We start from the raw sequence: 22,139 nt of genomic DNA, 5'->3' as shown, positions 1-22,139 counted from the left end.
CGGTGAGGGTCTCAGGTGAACCCATCGCCGAAAGCTGGACTGCTCGGAAGCGAGACGCCGCGCAGCGAGCCGACGACGTCATGCGCGAGTCTCTCGGTGTACCTCTCGCGACCCGCAGCGACGAGCAGCGACCTCGGAATCGTCAAGCCGCCTCGGAGCGGACAGCGTCCCATGCCTGCGTTGTCACCACGAGCTTAGGATCGGAACGGGATAGTGCTTCGAGAAACGTCGACATCCGGGTAGCCGTTCACTTCTAGGAATTCCCGTGTCGCATCGATGACCTCATCACCGAGCGGCGTAGGTCCAATCGTCACGGAGCGGATGGGAAGCGGGCCAGCCTTCGTGAGGTATCTGTCGTTCGCGTACCGCTGATTCTCACCATTGAGGGCGGAGAGTTCAATGAATGGCGTGACCCCGAATCGTCCTTCGTAGTGGTAAACGAACTTCCAGCGGGGAGCCACTTCGAGGATCATCCTCGCTTCCCGCTCATCTTTGAAGGCAGGGTGTTTCAGCTCGAGCATCTTGATGTCAGCGAGTTCGTGCCATGGCAGGAACATGTCGGTGAGCGCGTGCTTGGGCTTCTCCGCCAGCTTGGCGATCCTGTCCACCCGCTGATCCACACCGGCCGTGTCGTAACGAACTTTCCGCCACGGGACCGCTTCGATGTGCAGCTGGTCAGGGTCCTGAACGATGTAGCCGTCTTCGTCGCGCTCGATCTCGTGTCCGGCTGGAGGGTGCGGGTGGGTTTTCTCCTTGCTTCGCTCAACGGGGAGAAGGTCAACAGTGGCGTCCAGCTCGATGGCGTATGAGACCCTGCCGCCATAGCCTCGCCAAACAGTCAGTAAGTCCGGCTTTCGGGCCGCACAGAGAAGGAAGAGGTCAAGTCCTCGCCGTTCGGCGTACTCCATGAGCTCATCGAAGCGCGCCTGATAAGGGGCTGGAACGGAGTCACGGCGCTTCTCGGCTGCGGCTTTCAGTAGGCCGGTCGCATAGTCAGCTTCTCTGGAGTCGTTGAGATGCCGAAACGACGTTGCTCGGAGCTTGTCGTGCGTGACGATCCCCTCCAGCCCGCGACCGTCCGTGTAATGCCAGATCGAGTTCAATGTCATCGCATACCTGTCGGTGGCCATGGAAAACTGCCCGTAGGCGGTCACGAGACCTGCCCGTAGGTGGCCAGGAGAACTGCCCGTTGGTGGCCATGAGTTCTGCCCACGTCTGATGGTTCCGCCCCGCGCGTCGTCGCGATGGTGGGGCCCCTTCCCGGTTCGATGACGGGTGCTTAGGTCGTCGTCGCCCGGGAAGGGGCTGTGTTGAAGTCTGACGGAGAAGTCATGGAGATTCTGGAAGCGTTCGATGCGACGGGGTCGTATCGGGCTGCGGGGCAGCTCGCGGGTTGCTCTCATCACACGGTCGCCGCGTATGTCGCGGCGCGGGACGCGGGCCGGCCTGTCGGCGCTGCGGCGCGCAGGCCGCGCGTCATCGACGAGTTCCTGCCGAAGGTCGAGGAGTTGGTCGAGAAGACGAAGGGCAAGGTTCGGGCCGACAAGGTCCACGAGGTGCTGACCTCGATCGGGTTCGAAGGGTCGGAGCGGTCGACCAGGCGGGCGGTCGCTGCGGTGAAGGCGTCGTGGCGGGCGGGGAACCGTCGGGTGCATCGGCCGTGGGTCACCGAGCCGGGGCTGTGGTTGCAGTACGACTTCGGCGACGGGCCCGTGGTCGGCGGGGTGAAGACGGTGCTGTTCGTCGCCTGGCTCGCGTTCAGTCGGTTCCGGGTGGTGATCCCGATCCGCGACAAGACCCTCCCGAGCGTGTTCGCCGCGTTGGATCGGACGTTCCGGGCGGTCGGGGGCGCGCCGACGTATGTCCTCACCGACAACGAGAAGACGGTCACCACGATGCATATCGCGGGGGTCCCGGTCCGCAACGCGCAGACGGTGTCGTTCGCCGCGCATTACGGGGTCACGGTGCTGACCTGTCAGCCCGCGGACCCGGCCTCGAAGGGTGGCGCGGAAGCGTCGGTGAAGCTCGCGAAAGCGGACCTGGTGCCCACCGATGCGAACCTCCGCGACCAGTACGCCTCATTCGGCGAACTCGAGGCGGCCTGCGACGCGTTCATGGACGACGTCAACGGGCGGGAGCACCGGGTGACCAAGCGGCGCCCGGTCGAGATGCTCGCTGAGGAGCAGCAGCGGCTGCACCCGGTCCCGGGTCGTGCTCACACCATCGCGTTCGGAGTGTCCCGGCGGGTCGGGGAGAACACGCCGATGGTCGCGTTCGAGAACGGGCAGTATTCCGTCCCGCACCTGCTGATGGGCGCGGAGGTGTTCGTCCGTGTCCAGGGCGCCGCTGACTCCGAGCGGGTCGTGATCGTCCACCACGGCATCGACGGGCCCGTCGAGGTCGCCCGACACGACCGCGCCCGCCCCGGGACCCCCAGGATCGACGACGCCCACTTCCCCGCCCAGCCGGGGGTGAAGGTTCCCGGCGACTACACGATCAAGGCCCGCAGCACCGAGGAGGCGGAGTTCCTCGGTATCGGTCACGGCGCCGCGGCCTGGCTGCTCGAGGCCGCAGCGGCCGGGACGCAGCGGATGAACCAGAAGATGCGGGAAGCCGTCCAGCTCGCCCGGATCCACGGGATCGAGGTCGTCGACGAAACCCTCGGCACCGCAGCCGCGTATGGCCGGTTCGATACCGGTGATCTCACGTCGATCCTCGGCAGCCGGATCACCGCGACGCCGGCGAGAGCGGCGTCGGAGACCCGGTCGCTCGCGCAGGGCACGTCCGGGTGGGCCGCGATCGGCCAGCCGCGGGGTGTGATCGTCCCCGTCGTCGAGATCATCGCGACGGACGAGGAGGACGAGCTGTGAGCGTCGCGACCCCTGCCGCCCCGCCGATCCCGGCCGAGTTGGAGCAGACCATGCGGCAGCTGAAGATGCCCTACGCCCGCGGCATCGCACCCGACGTGTTCGCGACCGCAAGGGCACAACGCTGGGAACCCGCGGAGGTTGTCAAAGCACTCCTCGACGCCGAGATCGCCGGCCGGTCCCGGTCCATGCTCGCCGCCCGCCGCAAGGCCGCCGGGTTCCCCACCGGGAAGACCTTCGACTCCTGGGACCAGTCCCTGTCGACGATCCCGGCGCCGACCCAGCAGGCGTTGCGGACCCTGGAATGGGTGCACCGGCGGGAGAACCTCGTGATCTGCGGGCCCGCCGGGACAGGGAAGACGTTCTTCCTCGAAGCGCTCGGCCAGCACGCCGTCGAACAAGGCCTCCGCGTCGCGTGGTTCCGGCTCGAGGACCTCGGCGCGCTGATCCGCGCGCACCGCGTCGACGACACCGTCACCCGCACCGTCGCCCGGATCCTCCGCGCCGACCTCGTCGTCGTTGACGACATCGGTCTACTCGGCGTCGGCGACGACGCCGCGGAAGGCCTCTACCGGCTCGTCGACGCCGCCTACGAGAAACGATCGATCGCGATCAGCTCGAACCTGCACCCCTCCGGGTTCGACGAGCTCATGCCCAAGACCCTCGCGACCGCGACCGTCGACCGGCTCCTCCACCATGCCCACCTCGCGCAGACCACCGGCGAGTCCATCCGCCTCGCGCAGGCCCTCGCCGGCACGGGGGTGACCCCCATGACCTGACCCGGCGGGACTGCCTCACGCGGCCAGGGCCACCACAACCCGGTGGGCAGAACTCCTGGCCGCGAATGGGCAGTTCCACTGGCCACCAGCGGGCACTTCCGCTGGCCGCCTATGGGCAATTCCTACTGGCCGTTGACACATACCCCAGGGTCAGACGGCGTTACCGGTCGGCGTGCCCAGCGCTTCAGCGCAATCCTAGAGAGCCTTCAGCCCAGATGGCTCGGCGGTCCGACGACCTGTCTCAATACCTGTAGCGAAGCTACGATTCCCGCCGCATCGACCCCCTTTCGCCGACAGATCATCAATCCCGGAGTTCTCTCGGAGGCGCCCTGTTCATGGGCAGCCTTCGAGGGTGGCTCTAACTGCGCACGGTCTTGGGCGAAGCACCTGCCGCACACGCACCCCAAGGGTTAACGCCTGCTCTTACTCCTGGCGATCATGGTCGCCGATCATGCTCCTGCGCGTTGCTCGTCCAGCATCTCCTGCAGCGCCTGTCGGATGGATCTCCCGAGAGCTATGTGTATGCGTCGAATCCATTGCGTCGCGGCCTGGGCATCGTCATCGCCGGTCCCGAGGAACTCAAGCAGTCTGGGATTGTCATACTCGCGCTGGTAGTGAAAGACCTGATTGCGAAAGCGGCGAAGGCGATCGACGCGGTCGTCGCTGAGCAGCAAGTCGACGTCCGAGTCGGCGAGCCCAGCTTTTCGCCAGCCTTCGATCACGATGTAAACGGTCGCGTACCAAAAGCTCATGGCGATTTGGTCGTCCAGCGCGGTGACGAAGTCAACTTCACCTGGCGACCGTTCACGCGTGACCCGCTTCATGAACACGTCGCGCTGGAAGTCCGCGTTGAGGAAGTACTTGTGCAGGGACAACAACGCCTCGAATTGCTTGCGGGTTGCATCGTGATCGGCTGCATCGTGATCGTCGGTCATGCTCCGACCTTAAGGCGCGAAAGTTAAGGCCCTGCTCACCGCTGCGCCGGTGCAAAGAGGCCCCAACCCCTTGACCATCACCGTCGAGTCAGAAGGTTTGGGACCCGATCAGTCGAGGCGATCGGACACATCGCCATGAGTCGCGGCACCAACTCATCCCGCCCGCTGAGGGATCCGTGCGACCCAGGCGGAGCAGCAGGCCAGGTTCAAGGTCGAGAGTCAGAATTGAGGACCGGACGCCCGGCTCGGGCCGATTTGTAGGTCTCACGGATACGCGTTGTGCCCGTCCCGTCGACCTCCGCCGATACTGATCAGCTGGCGGAGATGTCATCGATTCGATTGAAGACGCGAACTGTTTTGGGCAGTCCGGCGCCGGTGGGCTCCGGCTGGTGCGACCACATCTCTGTAACGAAGCTGGTGATGACGGGGGCTTCCGGGGTGTCGATGACCACGGTCGACTCCATCGCAACTTTCGTTGTGAGGAGGCGCCCAATGTCGCGCACCTCATCGTCGTCGGCATTCTGGTTGCCGAAAACGACCATCGCGTCCGGCGACAACGGCATCGCGACATACGTCCGCTCTGTGTCCGCATCGGGGCGCAGCGTGAGCGCGTGGACGCCGGCATCGCCGAGCAACATCGGCCCGACGCGGAAGACCTGTGTGATGCGAGGCAACAGCTGCGCGTTGACCGACAAGAGCTGCCGCCGCGCGTCCTTGAGTTGCTCACGGTCCATTAACGTTGCGAGTTGCGCCAGGGGCGCGGTTGCGCCGTCCGCGTTGCCCCAGTTGGCAGGGTTTGGCGCCATTATGGCGTTCCCGCCGTAGACACCATGCTCGTCAACTGCTGAGCCGCGAAGCGCGGGGTACCGGTCGTGCATGAGTACGGTGTACTCCCGGACGGCGCGCCACTCGTCGTCTGTCGGAGCGCTCGAGAAGTCGAGCAGTCGTCGCAGCGCCCGACTGAAGGCGTCCTCCACTTTCCCATAGGCCGCCTCGAGCGCCGGGTCGTTGAGCCCTTGTTCGGCGGCAACCTTTTTGCCCACCTCGATCACTTTGGGTTTCCTACCGCGCTGCAGCATGCTGACCCGATGGTTCGTGGCCCATTGGCGCATGTGCGCCCGGCTGATGTAGTGGTCGAAGGGCATCCCCACGCGAGCCGTTCCTCTCTTGTCTCGTCCGACGGGATTGCTCTTCAGACTCGCCGCAGTTGTGGTTTCTGTCGGTCGCTACGCGCGCCACTTCCTACGCTCGTGTGGGAATAGGTTGGGCGGGGCCATTCAGGGAGCTCTTCGAGGTGTGCACGGTGATTTTCCCACCGGTCTGGATATCGCTATAACCGACCCCTGCGTTCATCGCACAGGTGGGGGAGCTGGAATTCCAGCGATCCATCCAGCAAGATCATTCCCCTATCTTCGACCGCTCGTCTCCCTATGGGGCGTGGCGCTCGAGGTACGCTGCGCCCTCCTCCGGGCTCCCGGCCCACGTGAGCTCATTCTCCTCGTGATCCAGCACTTGCCAGCCGCCTCGGTTGGTGGAGGGGACGAGGTATCCCACGATGACGCCGTTGTCCGCCCACTTCACGTGGAGCGCATCAGTCCCAATCTTCTTCTCGACAGCGAGCCGCCCGTAGACGTGGCGCCCCGGGACTGAGCTACGGACACCGGAGCGCGGAGCCGGAGTCGGCGCCGAGGCGGGCTTGGGCTTCCAGGACAGGACTACCCATGCCACGAAGAAGATGACGGCGCCGGCGATCAGCCACCACGTCCACGGGTAAGGGATGAACGAGAAGCCGTTCTTCGCCCAGTCCTGGAACGGCAGCACAACAAGGTAGACCGCGCCGCACACTGATGCCGCCGCCCAGCAGATCGTCGCGGCCAGCTGTTTCGTCACGGGCACGAGCGTAACCGAGGGCACCGCCGCGACAGCAATGGACCGCTTCCGCGCCCTGCACGAACAGCGATCGAAGACGCACGCCGCCGTGCCCTCAGCGTGCATCGCCCGGATAGGGATCCCTCAGCGGAGACGCCGTCCACGTCTTCGCCACGGCTGTGATGTCTCGGGACTGTGATCTATCAGGACATCGGTGACGGTTTGCCCACATTTTGCCCACACTTGATCGAGATTCACCCCGATCGAACCGGTTGTCATGTCTCACGACATCGGTGACGAGTCTGCATCAGGACATCGGTGACAGTTCGGGGCTGTTTGGTGGTGACACTTCTCCTCTATTTGTGAGGGATGAGCCGTGTTGAGCCTGTCGATCCTCGTGTCCGTCTCGCGATCGCGCAGTGGCCGCCGGATGCGCCGCGTGGGGTAGTGACGACGTTCTGCGCGGAGCATTCGATCTCGCGGAAGACGTTCTACGCGATCCGCAATCGCGCCCTCGTCGAGGGGCAGGCCGCGGCGCTCGAGCCGCGGAGCCGGCGACCGAAGTCCAGCCCGACGGCCATCGCCGACGACGTCAAGGTTCAGGCAGTGGGGGTGCGGCGCGCGCTGGAGGAGTCCGGGCTGGATCACGGGCCGATCAGCGTGCACGACAAGATGATCGCCCTGGGGATGGCACCGGTGCCGTCGATCGCTGCTCTGGCGCGGATCTTCCGGGAGGCCGGTGTCGCCCGAGTCGAGCCGAGGAAGAAGCCGCGGGCCGCGTATCGCCGGTTCGTGTATCCGGCGCCCAACGCATGCTGGCAGCTCGACGCGACCGAGTACGTCCTCGCCGGCGGCCGCAAATGCGTGATCTTCCAGCTCATAGACGACCACTCCCGCTACGCCGTCGCGTCCCACGCCGCCGTCGGCGAGACCTCCAGAGACGCGATCCGGGTGGTCCGCAAGGCGATCAAACGTCACGGTGTTCCTCAGCGGCTGCTGTCGGACAACGGCATCGCACTGAACCCCTCACGCCGCGGAATCATCGGGCAGCTCGTCGAGTATGTGTCCCGGCTCGGCGTCGAACCGATCACCGGGAAGCCCTACAAGCCGACCACGCAAGGCAAGAACGAGCGGTTCCACCAGACCTTGTTCCGCTACCTCGACAAGCAGCCCATCGCCGGCAACCTCCGAGAACTGCAGGCTCAGGTCGACCGGTTCGACCACATCTACAACACCGAACGCCCGCATCAGGCGTTGCCCGGCCGGATCACACCGTTGCAGGCGTGGGAAGCGACACAGAAAGCGACCCCGCCCAGACCTCGAACCATCAAACGCAAGCCGAACGATCCGCTCCCGCCGGCACCCTCGCCGAACGGTCGGGTGCTCGACGGGATCCGCGTCGCGACAGTCCATCCGAACGGATCAATCAAGGTCCGCGGCTGCATCTTCAACATCAGCTACCCGATGCGCGGACAGGACGTGTTCGTCCTCTACGAGCCCGCCGGGATCATGGTCTTCGACGAACGCGGCACCCTCATCGTCGAACACCTCTGGCCACCACCCGGCATCCGCTACGTCGGCAACGGCAGGCCCCGCGGACCCAAACCCAAAGAACTGCCACCGATGTCCTGATACAAGAAGTGTCACCGATGTCCTGATGCAGAACCGTCACCCATGTCCTGAGACATCACACCCGATCGAACCGGTTTCAGCCCCGCCGAGGCAAGCGAAAATTCCGCATAATGACGCGGTTTTCCCCGAATCTCGCGACGCGGCCAAAACCGCCCGCCTGAGTTCGACTCCCGCCGTCGCGTCTACACATCACGAACAGTGCTGACGGATCTCCGGCCCGCGATCCGGGCGAGTACGATCACGCCCGATGCTGGGCCGCGGCGATGCCCGGACTCTGCACGTGTGGCTGGCCGCGACGAACAGTCCGCGCCGCAGTGCCGCCATCCCCACATCCGCTGCGCAATGGGCCGGCAAGACGGGCGAGGGACCGGTCTTCACGGACTACTACCACCTGTCGGCGCAGATCGCGACGACCATCTCCTCCTCCGACGTCACCATCACCGCCCCCCGCGCCCGCGCGATCGTGACCGGCCAGACCTACATCGCGTTCGCGTTCAGAACCTTCATCATCGCGATGCTCATCAGCGTGCTCTTCCTCTCGAACTCAGCACCGAGCAGGAGCGGCGGGCCACCGAGTCCGCACCGACCGCATCACCGTCCGAGCGGGGTCCATCCCGGCGGCAGCGGACCGTCGACCGAGGCGCGCTCACGATCGAGGACCGCCGACCAGCCCTGAGCGGCATCCACCGTCTCGAAGCCACCGCGTGCCACGCGGAAGCCGACGTCGTCGTGATGCATGCGCGGATGGCCTCCGCGGCGGACGCCCGCCCGCACGCTGTGCACGTCGTCGGCGAAACCGCCGCCCCGAAACACCCGGTACTCGCCGTAACGCGCGGGATCGAGCAGATCCCAGCACCACTCCCAGACGTTGCCGAGCGTGTCGAAGAGCCCGTTCAGGTTGGGCATCTTGCCCCCGATGTCGGCGGGGGCGCGCAGCCCATCGGCAGCCGTCCATGCGACCTCGGCGAGGGGGCCGTAGTGCGCGCCGATCGAGCCGGCGCGGCACGCGAACTCCCACTCAGCCTCGGTCGGCAGCCGGAAACCATCGGCATCGACGTGCCAGGTGACCTCCTCGCCCTCGAACGAGTAGGCAGCATCCAGCCCTTCCCACTCCGACGCGGCATTGCAGAAGCGGATCGCCCGCAGCCAGCTCACATCGGTCGCGGGGCGGCGCGGGTGTGATGCGCCCTCGCCGAGGATCTCGGCGACCTGCTCCTGCGTGACGGGATACACACCCAGCTCGAAGGCCTCGAGCGTGACGGTGCGACGAGCCTTGCGCCGCGCGTCGTGCAACGTCACCGAACCGGCGGCGATCGGCGCCATCTCGATCTCGACCATCCGGACAGTGTCGCACCCCGGCCCGCCACACCACGCCCGCCCGCCGATGGACACCCCCGAAAGCTAGGGTGACCCCGTGACTGACGCGCCCGCACCGATCGCCGAGACCCCTCGCCCCTCGGGCACCCCCGGCGAGGTGTTCCGGGCCTTCGCGAAGCTCGGAGTCACGTCCTTCGGCGGGCCGATCGCGCACCTCGGGTACTTCCGCGACGAACTGGTCACCCGCCGCCGCTGGGTCGATGACCGCGGATACGCCGACCTCGTCGCGCTCTGTCAGTTCCTGCCCGGCCCCGCATCGAGCCAGGTCGGGTTCGCGCTCGGGCTCCTCCGCGCCGGGCCGGCGGGCGCGCTCGCCGCCTGGCTCGCCTTCACGCTCCCCTCGGCGATCCTCATGGTCGCGTTCGCCGCCGGCGCCGGCATGTTCGGCGGAGTGGTCGGCTCCGGCATCCTCACGGGCCTCAAGATCGTCGCCGTCGCCATCGTGGCGCAGGCGGTGTGGGGCATGGCTCGCAGCCTCACGCCCGACGCGCGCCGCGCCGGCATCGCGGTCGTCGCCGCCGTCATCGCGCTGCTCGCCGCCGGATCCCTCGGCCAGGTCGCCGCCATCGTGCTGGGCGCGTGCGCCGGTCTCTGGCTCTGCCGCGCCGACGCGACGGGGGATGCTGTCGCCCTGCCCCTGCGCGTCTCACGGCGCGCGGGTCTCATCGCCCTCGGCCTGTTCGTCGCGCTCCTGATCGGTCTGCCCGTCGCGGCCGCTCTCCTCTCGAGCCCGGCCCTGGACGTGGCGGACGCGTTCTTCCGCGCCGGGGCGCTCGTGTTCGGGGGCGGCCACGTCGTCCTGCCCCTGCTCGAGGCCGAGGTCGTCACCGGCGGATGGGTCTCGCCCGAGGAGTTCCTCGCGGGGTACGGCGCGGCGCAGGCGATGCCGGGCCCGCTGTTCACGTTCGCCGCCTACCTCGGCGCCCTCGCGGCCCCCGGCGCCGCGGGTCTCGCCTACGCCGCGCTCGCGCTGGTCGCCATCTTCGTGCCCGGCATGCTGCTGCTGATCGGGGTCCTGCCATTCTGGAACGCCCTGCGCGCCCGGCCCGCGGCGCAGGCGGCGATGCGGGGCGCGAACGCAGCCGTCGTCGGTATCCTCGCCGCCGCCCTCTACGATCCCGTCTTCGTCACGGCGATCGTCGACTCCGCGACGTTCGGCCTCGCCCTGGTCTGCTTCGTGCTGCTGGTCGCGTGGCGCACCCCGCCCTGGATCGTCGTACTCGTCGGCGCGGCGGGCGGCATCGCACTCGCCGCGCTCTGATCCCCGCCGTCAGGCGATGCGGCTGCCCCTCGGCAGGCGACCGGCCGGCGTGCGCGTGCGCCGCCCCGCCCATAGGAGCACGCCCGCGGCGAGGACGATCTGGATGGCGAGCCCCGCGAACCAGCTCGGCACCGTCCGCGCGTGGATCTCTTCGGCCGTCTCACCCTGGTCCCACGACGCGCCGGCGCACTCGTCCCACTCGTTCCCCTCGGGAGGCAGCTGCATGACCCGCACCGCCACCGAGATCTGCCCGAAGGTGTCGACCGGGTAACCCTGGGGCGAGAAGGCGATGGGTGTCGCGTCGGCGAGGATCACGAAGGGATTGGCCGCCAGCATCCACCAGACGCCGTCGAAGCGCGGCACCTCGCGCGTCGTCTCCTCCCACTCACCGCAGGTGGGCGGATCCGTCGTCGGCATGCCCTGGAAGTCGTAGACGTACGACCGGTAACGGTCCGTGACCTCGGTGCGCACTGCGGCGCCACCCAGCCCGAAGGCGATGAGCGTGCCGATCGTGAGCGCCGCGACCACCAGATAGGTCGTCGCCACCGAGAACAGCGGCCGGTTCAGCACGCCCGACAGGCCCACGCCGAGCGCCGCGATCACGCCGATCTCGGCGACGAGCACTGCGACGGATGCTGCCACCACACCGATCGGCACCTCTCCGGCGATCGCCATGAAGGCGATGAACGGCACGGCGACGAGCGCGAAGGCGAGACCCGTCACCCACGCGGCGACGAACTTGCCGATCACGATCTGCGGCGTCGAGACGAGCGTGACCTGGACGGGGGCGAGGGTGGCCTGTTCGCGGTCGCCGTTGATCGCGTTGCCCGAGAGCGCCGGGCTGACGAGGGTCGCCAGCAGCAGAACCACATAGACGAGCACCGAGTACGCGCCGCGGAACTGCTCGGGCGATGACGAGAACACCATCCCCGCCAGCACGGCGACGAAGAACAGCAGCACGGCGAAGACGCCGAGCAGCACGTACCAGGCCACGCTTCGCACCCGCTGCCGCAGCTCGAGGCCCGCCACGGTCGCCACCCCGGTCAGAAACGGCATCATGGCGCGCTCCCCTCGTCGCCGAGATCGAGGAACGTGCGTTCGAGCTCGCCGGTCGCCGGGGCGAACTCGACGATCCGCTCCCCCGCGGCGATCAGTCGCGAGAGGGCCGACGCCGCCTCGTCCTCGGAGGCGAACGGCATCAGGATGTCGCGCCGGTCGACGCGCACCACTGCCGGATCCAGGTCCGGCAGCGCGGCGGCGACCCGCGCGAGCGCCGCGGACGTCTCGGCGCCGAACGTCTCGCCGGGCCCATCGAGCAGGCGCACCCGCCAATCGCGCGAGCGGGTCGCGGCGGCGGCGACCCGCTCGGCGCCCACGGTTTCACCGCGCAGCATGAACACCGCGTCGTCGGCGATCTCCTCGAGCTCGGCGAGCACATGGCTCGACACGAGGATCGTGCGCCCGTCAGCCGCGAGCCGGCGCAACAGGTGCCGCAGCTCGATGCGGGCACGGGGGTCCAGTCCCGACGCGGGTTCGTCCAGCAGCAGCACGCGCGGGTCGTGCACGAGGGCTCGGGCAAGTCCCAACCGCTGCTTCTGCCCGCGCGAGAGCACCCGGGCCGGCGCATCGGCGAGCTCGTCGAGCCCCACCTGCCCGATGAGCGCCGCGGCGCGGGATGCTGCGGCCTCGCGCGGCATCCGGTACAGCCGCCCGGTGGTCACGAGCGTCTCCCGCACGGTGAGGGAGGGCCACGCGCCGAGCGCGTCGGGCATCCATCCGAGGCGCGCCCGCGCCCCGCCCGGATCGGCGACGGGATCGACGCCGTCGATGCGGATCGTGCCGCCATCGGGCCGGAGGAGCGAGGCGAGCATGAGCAGCAGCGTCGTCTTGCCCGAGCCGTTGGGCCCGACGAGCGCCGTCACGCGTCCCGGCAGCGCCTGCAGCGTCGCGTCGCGCACCGCATGCACGTCGGCGAATGAGCGGCGCACGGCGGTGGCCTCGATGCCGGGGGTCATGCGGCCAGCCTATGCACGTGCGCCCGCCGCCCTCGCACCCCGCGCCTCACGGCGGAAGAACTCGACCCCGAGATCGGCGTGGTCGACGAAGACGCCGTCGACGCCAGCATCCCGGATGAGCGCCCACTCGCCCTCATAGTCGCCGAAGGCCGCACCCCCGCCCCGACCCGTGAACCCCGTCGTGAGGAACGTATTCTCGGGGCGGCATGTCCACGTGTACACCTGAAGACCGCGGGCATGCGCGTCGGCGACGGAGAAGCCATGACCCGTGCGGGCGGTCTCGAGGATCATCCGGCGATCGACGCTCACGCCGTCGACGTCGCCCGCGAGCGCGTCCAGACCTGCGGGGTCGACGCTCTCGCGATACGTCGGCGCGGATGCACCGCGCGCCGCGACCAGGTCGAAGGGCCGGCCCGACGCCTCGATCAGATAGATGTACGTGCCGGGGATGCCGAGCGCGCGCAGCCGCGTCAGCGCGGTCGATTCGAAGGCCTCGAAGACGACGGGACCGGGCGGCGCGATCCACCCGCTCTCGGCGAGCTCCGTGGCGATGAGGGGGACCGGATCCAGCCCGATTCCGGCGAAGTACGTTGCGTGCTTGATCTCGAGCACGACCCCGATGGGTCGGCTCTGCTCGGCGCAGGCCGCGCGGACGAGGTCGAGCACGTCGCGAAGCCTCAGAACGGGCTGCCGATCGTCGAAGCTCGCACTCGTGCGACGGATCTTCGGCAGCCGCTCGCGGCAGCGCAGGGTGCGCAATTCGTCCCACGTGAAGTCCTCGGTGAACCACCCGGTCAGCGCCTGCCCGTCGACGACCTTCGTCGTCCGCCGATCGGCGAACTCCGGCCGCGTCGCGACATCCGTCGTTCCCGAGATCTCGTTCTCGTGCCGCACGACGAGCACGCCGTCGCGGCTGACCACGATGTCGGGCTCGACAGCATCCACGCCCATCGCCAGCGCGAGATCGTAGGACGAGCGGCTGTGCTCGGGGCGATACCCGGGCGCTCCGCGGTGGCCGATGACGAGCGGATGCCGGGGGGCCATGCGCTCCAGGGTATCCGCGGCCGGCGCGCGCTCCCGGCCAGGGCGGCCCACCGATCGATGCCTCATAGTCCTCTCACAGCGCAAGACCGTGCTTCGGGGCGCTCGAGCGGATATCGTTGTTCAACAGCACATCGCTGTGACCCCGACAGCACTTGGAGTGTGAGCCAGGCCATGGCCCTCAACAACCCCGCGTTCAACAACCCGGCGTTCCAGGACCCGCGCGCCGTGCAGACCTACCCCGGCGGATCGCAGGCCGCGAACCTCGGCCGCTCGTCGCAGTTCGCCTCCGCCTCGCACGCGACGGTGGACGCTGGAGCGCAGGCGCAGATGGAGGGCATGTACGCCGCCCCCGCCGCCGGTGCGCACCAGACCGACCGCATGACCGTGGAGGACACCGCCGTCAAGACGGTGGCCCTCTTCGCGATCCTGCTCGTCACCGCCGCGATCGGCTGGGTGTGGACCCTCGGCGGCCTCACCATCACCGGTGACGCCAACCAGCCCGTCAACATCCTGCCGTGGATCATCGGCGCCCTCGGCGGCTTCGTCCTCTCGCTCGTCGTGATCTTCACGTCGCGCAAGAAGGTCCGCCCGGCCCTGATCTTCGCCTATGCCGCGTTCGAGGGACTCTTCGTCGGCGGCATCTCGGCGTTCTTCGAGGTGCAGTGGCCCGGCATCGTGATGCAGGCCACGCTCGCCACCCTCGCCGTCGTCGGCGTGACCCTCGCCCTGTTCGCCAGCGGCAAGGTGCGCGCGTCGAAGAAGGCCACCAAGATCTTCATGATCGCGATGATCGGATACCTGGTCTTCTCGCTCCTGAACGTGATCCTCATGTGGACGGGCGTCCTACCCCAGGGCCAGGCCTTCGGCCTGCTCAGCCAGGAGGTCTTCGGCATCCCCCTCGGGCTGATCATCGGTGTGCTGGTCGTCATCATGGCGGCGTACTCGCTGGTGCTCGACTTCGACTCCATCCAGCAGGGCGTGCGCAACGGCGCTCCCCGGCAGTACGCCTGGCTCGGCGCCTTCGGCATTATGGTGACCGTCGTGTGGCTCTACATCGAGATCCTGCGCATCATCGCTATCGTGCGCGGCAGCGACTGACCCGCGGTTTCGTACCTCGAGAGGGGGTCGTCCTTCGGGACGGCCCCCTCTTCGCGTGGCTCGGGCTGCGGCGGGCGCCGCGGCGGCGCCGGCGCGGCACGGCACGGCACGGCACGGCACGGCACAGCGGACAACATTCCGGAGAAACGGCCGGCAACGCACACCCGAACCGCGAAAACACGCGGCGAGCGCGGCGTGAACGCCCCTTCGTTCCGGAATGTTGACCGCCGATGACCCCGGCGCCGATCGGTTCACCACGCGGCAGGCGCGGCACGGCGCGGCGCGGCGCGGCGCGGCACGGCACGGCACGGCACGGCACGGCACGGCACGGCGGACAGCATTCCGGAGAAACGGACCGCAGCACACAACCGAACCGCGGAAACACAAGGCGCGCGGGGCGTGCACGCCCCATCGTTCCGGAATGTTGGCCGCCAAGCGCACCCAAAGCCCGTCGAACGGCGCGCAACGCTGGTCGACGCGCGCGCAACGTCCGTCGACCAGCGCGCAGCGCCGGACCCGCGCGCCGCCTAACGGCGCGTCACTCCCACTCGATGGTTCCCGGCGGCTTCGACGTCACGTCGAGCACGACCCGGTTGACCTCGCGCACCTCGTTGGTGATGCGGTTCGAGATCTTCGAGAGCACGTCGTACGGCAGGCGGGTCCAGTCGGCAGTCATCGCGTCTTCGGACGAGACGGGCCGCAGCACGATCGGGTGACCATAGGTGCGCCCATCGCCCTGCACACCGACCGAGCGTACGTCGGCGAGCAGCACGACGGGGCACTGCCAGATCTCGCTGTCGAGTCCGGCGCGCGTCAGCTCTTCGCGGGCGATGGCGTCGGCGTCACGCAGGATCTCGAGGCGGTCGGCGGTAACCTCACCGACGATGCGGATCCCGAGGCCCGGCCCCGGAAACGGCTGACGGGCGACGATCACCTCGGGCAGCCCGAGCTCGCGGCCGATGGCCCGCACCTCATCCTTGAACAGGGTGCGCAGCGGCTCGACGAGCTCGAACTGCAGATCCTCGGGGAGACCGCCGACGTTGTGGTGGGACTTGATGTTGGCCGTGCCCGAACCGCCGCCCGATTCGACGACGTCAGGGTAGAGCGTGCCCTGCACGAGGAAGCGGATCGGCTCGCCGTCGGCCGCGGCCTCGAGCACCAGATCGCGCTCGGCCGCCTCGAAGGCACGGATGAACTCGCGTCCGATGATCTTGCGCTTCTTCTCGGGATCCGAGACGCCCGCAAGCGCCGACAGAAACTGCTCGCGCGCGTCGACGGTCACCAGGCGCACACCCGTCGAGGCGACGTAGTCGGTCTCGACCTGCTCGCGCTCGTTCTTTCGCAGCAGACCGTGGTCGACGAAGATGCACACGAGCTGGTCGCCGACGGCCTCGTGGACGAGAGCCGCCGCAACTGCGGAGTCGACTCCGCCCGACAGACCGCAGATGACACGAGCCGAGCCGACCTGGTCACGGATGCGGGCGACCTGCTCGGCGATGACGTTTCCGCTGTTCCAGTCGGCCGGCAGACCTGCCGCGCGGTGCAGGAAGTTCTCGATCACGCGCTGACCGTGATCGGTGTGTTTGACCTCGGGGTGCCACTGCACCCCGTACATGCGGCGCGCGTCGCTGCCGAACGCGGCGACGGGGGTCGCGACGGTCGCGGCGAGCACATCGAATCCCTCGGGTGCGCGCGAGACCTGATCGCCGTGACTCATCCACACGTTCTGAGCGGCGGGCTGGCCCTCGAGCAGCACTCCCCCGGAGCCCACGACGGCAGCATCCGTCGCTCCGTACTCGCGCAGCCCCGTGTTGGCGACCTCGCCGCCGAGCGCCTGCGCCATGACCTGGAAGCCGTAGCAGATGCCGAGGGTCGGCACGTCGAGCTCGAACACGCCGGGGTCGAGCGTGGGCGCCCCCGGCTCGTACACCGACGAGGGGCCGCCCGACAGAATCAGACCGACGGGGTTCTTCGCGGCGATCTCGGCCGCGCTGGCGGTGTGCGGCACGATCTCGCTGTACACGCCGGCCTCGCGTACGCGCCGCGCGATCAGCTGCGCGTACTGCGCACCGAAGTCGACGACGAGGACGGGCCGCTGGGAGGTCTCTGTGGCTTCGGTCACCGGATGCTCTCGGACGAAGGGGCGGGGGTGGATGCCGTCGCCTCGGCGGCCGCGGCCGCTTCGCGCTCGGCGAGATAGGACTTGACCTCGCGGGCGACACGCACCTCGAGGAAGAACGACAGCAGGGGCACGATGCCGCCGAGCGCGAGCAGCAGGAAGCGCGGGAAAGGCCAGCGCATCAGGCTCCAGACGCGGAAGCACGCGAAGAGGTAGACGACGTAGAACCAGCCGTGGGCCACGAGGATGAACAGCGAGAGGTTGAACCCGTCACCGGTCGAGATCATCTCGCACGCGCTGCCGGGCAAAAACAGCGAGTACCACTGGCATTCGGGGCCGGGGATCGCGGTGGCGAACCAGAGCAGGCCCCCCGAGCCTCCGGCGAACAGCTCGACGTGCAGCGGGGTGTATTTCAGAACCATCTCGGCCACGAGCAGCAGCAGCCCGACGCCCGTGATGATCGAGGCGATCTGGTAGAACCTCAGCGCCCCGCGGATCTTCGGAAACGATGCGAGGCGGGGGGCGGGCATGATGCCCAGTCTACCCGCGGTGCGACCCCCGACCGCGGCGGTCGCACCGGCTCAGGATGCTGCGGCGGCGGCGTCCTCGAGAGCCTCGAGCTCCTTCTCCCACGCGTCGCGCGCGAGGCGGTACCAGAGGTAGAACGCGAACCCCGCGAACACCGCCCACTCGATCGCGTAGAAGATGTTGAGCCAGTTGACCGGCGACAGCTCTTCGGGGGCGGATGAGGTGATCGCGTCGAGCCCCACGTCGCCCGACGACTCCGGCGAGATGGCGGCGAGATACGGGCGGTACACCTCGAGCCCGTCGATGTCGTGCCAGCGGGCGAGCAACGCGGCGGGCGACATCCGGGTCATCTCCTGCGGGTCCGCACCGGCGGGGGGCAGGCCCGGGCCCTCGTCGGAGATGAGTCGGCCGCGTACCTCGACGGCGGCGTCGGGGGTCTCGGCCACGGCGTCCTCGAGCGCACCGGCCGCGGCGTCCGCGGCGTCGCGCGTGGGAACCCATCCGATGGCGACGGCGAGGGATGTCGGGGCCGCCGTGCCCGCGAGGCGCAGCTGACCGGTGACCCAGAACCCCTCGACGTCGTCGTTGAAGCGGGACGAGACGACGAGGAAGTCGCCCGGGACCCATGTGCCGACAGCATCCGTCAGCTGACCGACGAGCGGCTCGGCGAGGTACTCGCCCGGGGCGACGACGTCGGCGAGCTCTCGCACCTGCTCGGTCTGGCCGGGCGGCGGCGGATCGCTGTCGATCGCGCGCGCGAGCTGCCACTGCCCGAGCCAGGCGAACACTCCCGCGACGGCGAGGCACAGGGCGAGCATCGCCAGCCACCGCGGTCGCAGCATGACCTCGCGCAGCGTCGGCGGAAAGATCTGCTCGTCGGGATCCGGCGCGGGTGCGGGGTCGGTCACGGTGCCGGTCGTGGTCATCCCTGCCCGTAGGGGGCGACGACGACCTCGACGCGCTGGAACTCCTTGAGGTCGGAGTAGCCGGTCGTGGCCATCGACTTGCGCAGCGCCCCGATGAGGTTGGCGGTGCCGTCGGCCACCGGCGCGGGCCCGTACAGGATCTCTTCGAGAGGGCCGACCTGCTTGACGTGCACGCGACGCCCGCGCGGCAGCTTGGAGTGGTGCGCCTCGGGGCCCCAGTGGAACCCGTGGCCGGGCGCGTCGGTCGCGCGCGCGAGCGCGACGCCCAGCATGACGGCGTCGGCGCCCATCGCGAGCGCCTTGACGATGTCGCCCGAGGTGCCCACGCCGCCGTCGGCGATGACGTGCACGTAACGCCCGCCCGACTCGTCGAGGTAGTCGCGGCGCGCACCCGCGACGTCGGCGACGGCCGTGGCCATCGGAGCGTGGATGCCGAGGGTCGCACGGGTCGTCGACGCCGCTCCCCCGCCGAAGCCGACGAGCACGCCGGCGGCGCCCGTGCGCATGAGGTGCAGCGCGGCCGTGTAGGTCGCGGCGCCGCCCACGATGACGGGCACGTCGAGGTCGTAGATGAACTTCTTGAGGTTGAGGGGAGCCTGCGCCGAGGACACGTGCTCTGCCGAGACGGTGGTGCCGCGGATGACGAAGAGGTCGACGCCCGCCGCGACGACGGTCTCGTAGAGCTCCTGCGTGCGCTGCGGCGTCAGGGAGCCCGCGACGGTGACCCCACCCGCGCGGATCTCGGCCAGGCGCTGGCTCACCAGCTCGGGCTTGATGGGCTCGGCGTACAGCTCCTGCATGCGCCGCGTCGCGTCGGCGTCTTCGAGCGCCGCGATCTCGGCGAGGTGCGGCTCGGGGTCGTCGTACCGGGTCCACAGGCCCTCGAGGTCGAGCACGCCCAGTCCGCCGAGCTGGCCGAGCATGATCGCGGTGCGGGGGCTGACGACGGAGTCCATCGGGGCGCCGAGCACGGGGATGCCGAACTGGTAGGCGTCGATCGACCAGCCGGTCGAGACGTCTTCGGGGTTGCGGGTGCGGCGCGAGGGCACCACGGCGATGTCGTCGAACGTGTACGCGCGCCGCGCGCGCTTGGCACGCCCGATCTCGATCTCCATGCTCACCCGCCCAGCCTACCGGTCGCCCCCGACAGCGCCCTCGGCGCGCGGTCAGGCGGCTGAGTACCGCCCCGACGCGACCGCGCGGGCACGGGCCTTCGCGGCCTCCTCCTCGCGGTTCTTCGGCGGCACCGTGGCGACCAGGTCATCGAGCAGGTGCTGCGTGATGTGCGCGATCTCGTGCACGGCGCGATCGAAGGCCTCCTGGTTGGCCTTCGAGGGCTTCGTGGTTCCTGCGATCTTGCGCACGTACTGCAGGGCGGCGGCGTTGACCTCGTCGGCGGAGGCTGCCGGTTCGAAATTGTGGAGAGTGTGGATGCTGCGGCACATGCCGCCGAGGGTACGCCGCCCTGCGGGGCCGGTCCAGACCCGGCCCCTACGCGGCGCGCGAGTGCTGACGGCGGGCCAGCAGGGCGGAGAGCGGCCCGTTGAGGAAGTAGAGGAAGAACGCGTACGAGCCCAGCCACGGCGAGATCGCGGCGACGACCCCACCGATCAGCACGGCCGCGAGCCCTCCGATGCCCTGAGCGCGCGCATCGGTGACGTCCTCGCGCAGCAGGTGACCGCCGCGCGCCGACGCCCAGACCCACGACAGATAGCCCAGCAGCGTCGCGAGGAAGACGTTGATCGGAAACAGCATCCGCCCGGCGTAGAAGTCGGAGTAGTCGGCCGTGAGCGACGTCGTGAACGGGATCAGCACGATGAACAGCAGCCGCGCGTTGTTGATCCACAGCAGCGTGGCATCGACCCGCGAGATGTCGCGGAACTGCCGCGCGTGGATCACCCACAGCATGCTCAGCAGCCCGAAGCTGACCGCGAACGCGACGAAGCTCGGCATCATCGCCCCGAGCGCCGCCCACAGTTCGGCGTCGGTGGTCACCTCGCCGATGGTGGATGCTGTCAGATCCAGCACCAGCAGGGTGGCCGCGATCGCGAACACGGCATCGGTGTAGGCCTCGGTACGCGTCGTCGACATGACCGTCCGGTCTCGTCTGCGCTCTTCGGCCATGGGGTCAGATTAGCGAGCCCGCGTCCCGGACGGGTGAGCCTGCCGAGCGCCCCGGCTACTTCTTGTAGTTGGGCGCCTCGACGACGATCTGCACGTCGTGCGGGTGCGACTCCTTCAGACCCGCGGCGGTGATCCGCACGAAGCGGCCCTTCGCCTTCAGCTCGTCGATCGTGCGCGCACCGACGTAGAACATCGACTGTCGCAGCCCGCCGATGAGCTGGTAGGCCACGGCCGACACCGGACCGCGATAGGCGACCTGGCCCTCGATGCCCTCGGGGATGAGCTTGTCGTCGGAGGGCACGTCGGCCTGGAAGTAGCGGTCCTTCGAGTACGAGGTCTTCTTGCCTCGCGTCTGCATCGCCCCGAGCGATCCCATGCCGCGGTACTGCTTGAACTGCTTGCCGCCCTGGAAGACGATCTCGCCCGGCGACTCGTCGGTGCCCGCCAGGAGCGAGCCGAGCATGACGGTGTCGGCGCCCGCGACGAGGGCCTTGGCGATGTCGCCCGAGTACTGCAGGCCGCCGTCGGCGATGACGGGAACGCCCGCCGGCCGGGCGGCGAGCGACGCCTCGTAGACCGCGGTGACCTGCGGCACACCGACGCCTGCGACGACGCGGGTCGTACAGATCGACCCCGGCCCGACGCCGACCTTGATCGCATCGGCGCCCGCGTCGATGAGCGCCTGGGCACCCTCGCGCGTGGCGACGTTGCCGCCGATGACGTCGATGTGGGAGAAGGAGGCGTCGGACTTCAGCCGGCGCACGATGTCGATGACCCCTGCCGACTGCCCGTTGGCGGTGTCGACGACGATGACGTCGACACCCGCGTCGCGCAGGGCCTCGGCGCGCTGCCACGCGTCGCCGAAGAATCCGATCGCCGCGCCGACGCGCAGGCGCCCCTGGTCGTCCTTGGTGGCGAGGGGGTACTTCTCGCTCTTGTCGAAGTCCTTGATCGTGATCAGGCCCGCGAGCTTGCCCTCGTCGTCGATGAGCGGCAGTTTCTCGACGCGGTGCTTGGCGAAGGTCGCGATCACGTCGTTCGCGCCGATGCCGACGGGGGCGGTGATGAGGCCGTCGCTGGTCATGACGTCGCGCACGCGCGTCGTCTGGCGCTCGAAGCCTGAGACGAAGCGCATGTCGCGGTTGGTGATGATGCCGACCAGCCGCCCGTCGTCATCGACGACCGGCAGCCCCGAGATGCGGTACTGGGCGCACAGCGCGTCGACCTCTTCGACGGTGGCGTCGGGTGTCGTCGTGATCGGGTCGGTGATCATGCCCGACTCGCTGCGCTTGACCCGGTCGACCTGCGAGGCCTGTTCCTCGATCGAGAGGTTGCGGTGCAGGATGCCGATCCCGCCCTCGCGCGCGATGGCGATCGCCATGCGGGCCTCGGTGACGGTGTCCATCGCACTGGAAAGCAGGGGGGTGGCGACGGTGATGCGTCGCGTGACCCGGGAGGAGGTGTCGGCCTCGCTCGGGATGACGTCGGTGTGGCCCGGGAGCAGCAGCACGTCGTCGTAGGTGAGGCCGACGAATCCGAACGGGTCGTGCTGGTCCATGGGGGCT

20 protein-coding genes and 1 pseudogene are annotated in these 22,139 nt (G+C 68.8%); 6 read left to right on the top strand and 15 right to left on the bottom strand.

Annotation, left to right across the window (positions count from 1 at the left end; all coding sequences use genetic code 11):
* Window positions 1-194 precede the first annotated feature (194 nt).
* Entirely contained in the window at window positions 195-1,154 is a 960-nt protein-coding gene (locus tag AB2L57_RS04695) for a hypothetical protein (RefSeq protein WP_409048207.1), read from the bottom strand.
* A gap of 156 nt (window positions 1,155-1,310) precedes the next feature.
* Between AB2L57_RS04695 and istA the strand changes: the two genes are divergently transcribed.
* Together istA and istB are read left to right on the top strand one after the other, a co-directional pair.
* Window positions 1,311-2,870 carry an IS21 family transposase gene (istA, locus tag AB2L57_RS04690; protein ID WP_409046926.1) on the top strand — a complete coding sequence of 520 codons (1,560 nt, stop codon included), beginning with the start codon at window positions 1,311-1,313 and terminating at the stop codon, window positions 2,868-2,870.
* Window positions 2,867-3,646, top strand: coding sequence for an IS21-like element helper ATPase IstB (gene istB / locus AB2L57_RS04685; RefSeq protein ID WP_198159083.1), 780 nt, complete (start codon window positions 2,867-2,869; stop codon window positions 3,644-3,646). The genes istA and istB overlap by 4 nt, the downstream gene beginning before the upstream one ends.
* A 449-nt stretch (window positions 3,647-4,095) precedes the next feature.
* Here istB and AB2L57_RS04680 read toward each other — a convergent pair whose 3' ends face one another.
* The 3 genes from AB2L57_RS04680 to AB2L57_RS04670 form a co-directional block, all read right to left on the bottom strand.
* Window positions 4,096-4,581 (bottom strand): hypothetical protein, encoded by a 486-nt coding sequence (locus tag AB2L57_RS04680; protein WP_100809981.1) that lies wholly within the window; start codon window positions 4,579-4,581, stop codon window positions 4,096-4,098.
* Window positions 4,582-4,892: 311 nt separating this feature from the next.
* Complete coding sequence (locus AB2L57_RS04675; RefSeq protein WP_100809980.1) at window positions 4,893-5,726, bottom strand: DUF4238 domain-containing protein; 834 nt, start codon at window positions 5,724-5,726, stop codon at window positions 4,893-4,895.
* A 283-nt stretch (window positions 5,727-6,009) separates the two neighbouring features.
* The gene (locus tag AB2L57_RS04670; protein ID WP_146048096.1) at window positions 6,010-6,471 is read right to left on the bottom strand and encodes a hypothetical protein; all 462 of its coding nucleotides are present in this window, start codon (window positions 6,469-6,471) and stop codon (window positions 6,010-6,012) included.
* A 426-nt stretch (window positions 6,472-6,897) separates the two neighbouring features.
* Between AB2L57_RS04670 and AB2L57_RS04665 the strand changes: the two are divergent.
* Window positions 6,898-8,108, top strand: a pseudogene (locus AB2L57_RS04665) (integrase core domain-containing protein).
* 221 nt (window positions 8,109-8,329) lie between these two features.
* Window positions 8,330-8,758, top strand: a complete 429-nt coding sequence (locus AB2L57_RS04660) for a DUF1345 domain-containing protein (RefSeq protein ID WP_292811238.1) — start codon at window positions 8,330-8,332, stop codon at window positions 8,756-8,758.
* On the opposite strand, the gene AB2L57_RS04655 is transcribed toward AB2L57_RS04660, so the two are convergent.
* Window positions 8,674-9,420, bottom strand: coding sequence for an SUMF1/EgtB/PvdO family nonheme iron enzyme (locus AB2L57_RS04655; protein ID WP_292811240.1), 747 nt, complete (start codon window positions 9,418-9,420; stop codon window positions 8,674-8,676). The genes AB2L57_RS04660 and AB2L57_RS04655 overlap by 85 nt on opposite strands.
* Window positions 9,421-9,517: 97 nt before the next feature.
* Between AB2L57_RS04655 and chrA the strand changes: the two genes are divergently transcribed.
* The gene (chrA, locus tag AB2L57_RS04650) at window positions 9,518-10,720 is read left to right on the top strand and encodes a chromate efflux transporter (RefSeq protein ID WP_363331339.1); all 1,203 of its coding nucleotides are present in this window, start codon (window positions 9,518-9,520) and stop codon (window positions 10,718-10,720) included.
* A gap of 9 nt (window positions 10,721-10,729) precedes the next feature.
* On the opposite strand, the gene AB2L57_RS04645 is transcribed toward chrA, so the two are convergent.
* From AB2L57_RS04645 to AB2L57_RS04635, 3 genes are read right to left on the bottom strand one after another with little or no spacing between them, the layout of a single operon-like run.
* Complete coding sequence (locus AB2L57_RS04645) at window positions 10,730-11,779, bottom strand: ABC transporter permease (RefSeq protein ID WP_292811244.1); 1,050 nt, start codon at window positions 11,777-11,779, stop codon at window positions 10,730-10,732.
* On the bottom strand, window positions 11,776-12,735 hold the full coding sequence (locus AB2L57_RS04640; RefSeq protein WP_409048206.1) for an ABC transporter ATP-binding protein: 960 nt from the start codon (window positions 12,733-12,735) through the stop codon (window positions 11,776-11,778). Before AB2L57_RS04640 ends, AB2L57_RS04645 begins: the two co-directional genes overlap by 4 nt.
* Before the next feature lie 9 nt (window positions 12,736-12,744).
* A complete protein-coding gene (locus AB2L57_RS04635; RefSeq protein ID WP_409048205.1) occupies window positions 12,745-13,779 on the bottom strand; it encodes a glycerophosphodiester phosphodiesterase family protein in 1,035 nt (344 codons plus the stop codon).
* Window positions 13,780-13,950: 171 nt separating this feature from the next.
* Between AB2L57_RS04635 and AB2L57_RS04630 the strand changes: the two genes are divergently transcribed.
* Window positions 13,951-14,877, top strand: coding sequence for a Bax inhibitor-1/YccA family protein (locus AB2L57_RS04630; protein ID WP_292811261.1), 927 nt, complete (start codon window positions 13,951-13,953; stop codon window positions 14,875-14,877).
* A gap of 538 nt (window positions 14,878-15,415) precedes the next feature.
* On the opposite strand, the gene guaA is transcribed toward AB2L57_RS04630, so the two are convergent.
* From guaA to guaB, 7 genes are read right to left on the bottom strand one after another with little or no spacing between them, the layout of a single operon-like run.
* On the bottom strand, window positions 15,416-16,999 hold the full coding sequence (guaA, locus tag AB2L57_RS04625; protein WP_292811251.1) for a glutamine-hydrolyzing GMP synthase: 1,584 nt from the start codon (window positions 16,997-16,999) through the stop codon (window positions 15,416-15,418).
* A complete protein-coding gene (locus tag AB2L57_RS04620; RefSeq protein WP_409048204.1) occupies window positions 16,996-17,526 on the bottom strand; it encodes a DUF3817 domain-containing protein in 531 nt (176 codons plus the stop codon). The genes guaA and AB2L57_RS04620 overlap by 4 nt, the downstream gene beginning before the upstream one ends.
* Before the next feature lie 51 nt (window positions 17,527-17,577).
* Window positions 17,578-18,450 carry an SURF1 family protein gene (locus AB2L57_RS04615; protein ID WP_409048203.1) on the bottom strand — a complete coding sequence of 291 codons (873 nt, stop codon included), beginning with the start codon at window positions 18,448-18,450 and terminating at the stop codon, window positions 17,578-17,580.
* The gene (locus AB2L57_RS04610) at window positions 18,447-19,565 is read right to left on the bottom strand and encodes a GuaB3 family IMP dehydrogenase-related protein (RefSeq protein WP_292811264.1); all 1,119 of its coding nucleotides are present in this window, start codon (window positions 19,563-19,565) and stop codon (window positions 18,447-18,449) included. The genes AB2L57_RS04615 and AB2L57_RS04610 overlap by 4 nt, the downstream gene beginning before the upstream one ends.
* Window positions 19,566-19,616: 51 nt before the next feature.
* Window positions 19,617-19,895, bottom strand: a complete 279-nt coding sequence (locus tag AB2L57_RS04605; RefSeq protein WP_292811256.1) for a DUF2277 domain-containing protein — start codon at window positions 19,893-19,895, stop codon at window positions 19,617-19,619.
* 46 nt (window positions 19,896-19,941) lie between these two features.
* A complete protein-coding gene (locus AB2L57_RS04600) occupies window positions 19,942-20,574 on the bottom strand; it encodes a TMEM175 family protein (RefSeq protein WP_292811257.1) in 633 nt (210 codons plus the stop codon).
* 55 nt (window positions 20,575-20,629) lie between these two features.
* Window positions 20,630-22,132: an IMP dehydrogenase gene (gene guaB, locus AB2L57_RS04595; protein ID WP_409048202.1), complete on the bottom strand. Its 1,503-nt coding sequence runs from the start codon at window positions 22,130-22,132 to the stop codon at window positions 20,630-20,632.
* Window positions 22,133-22,139 lie beyond the last annotated feature (7 nt).

Source organism: Microbacterium sp. HA-8 (genome assembly GCF_046111165.1).
Classification (GTDB): Bacteria; Actinomycetota; Actinomycetes; order Actinomycetales; family Microbacteriaceae; genus Microbacterium.
Note: the sequence above shows the minus strand (reverse complement) of the source record. Positions and strands in the feature narration are given on the sequence as shown.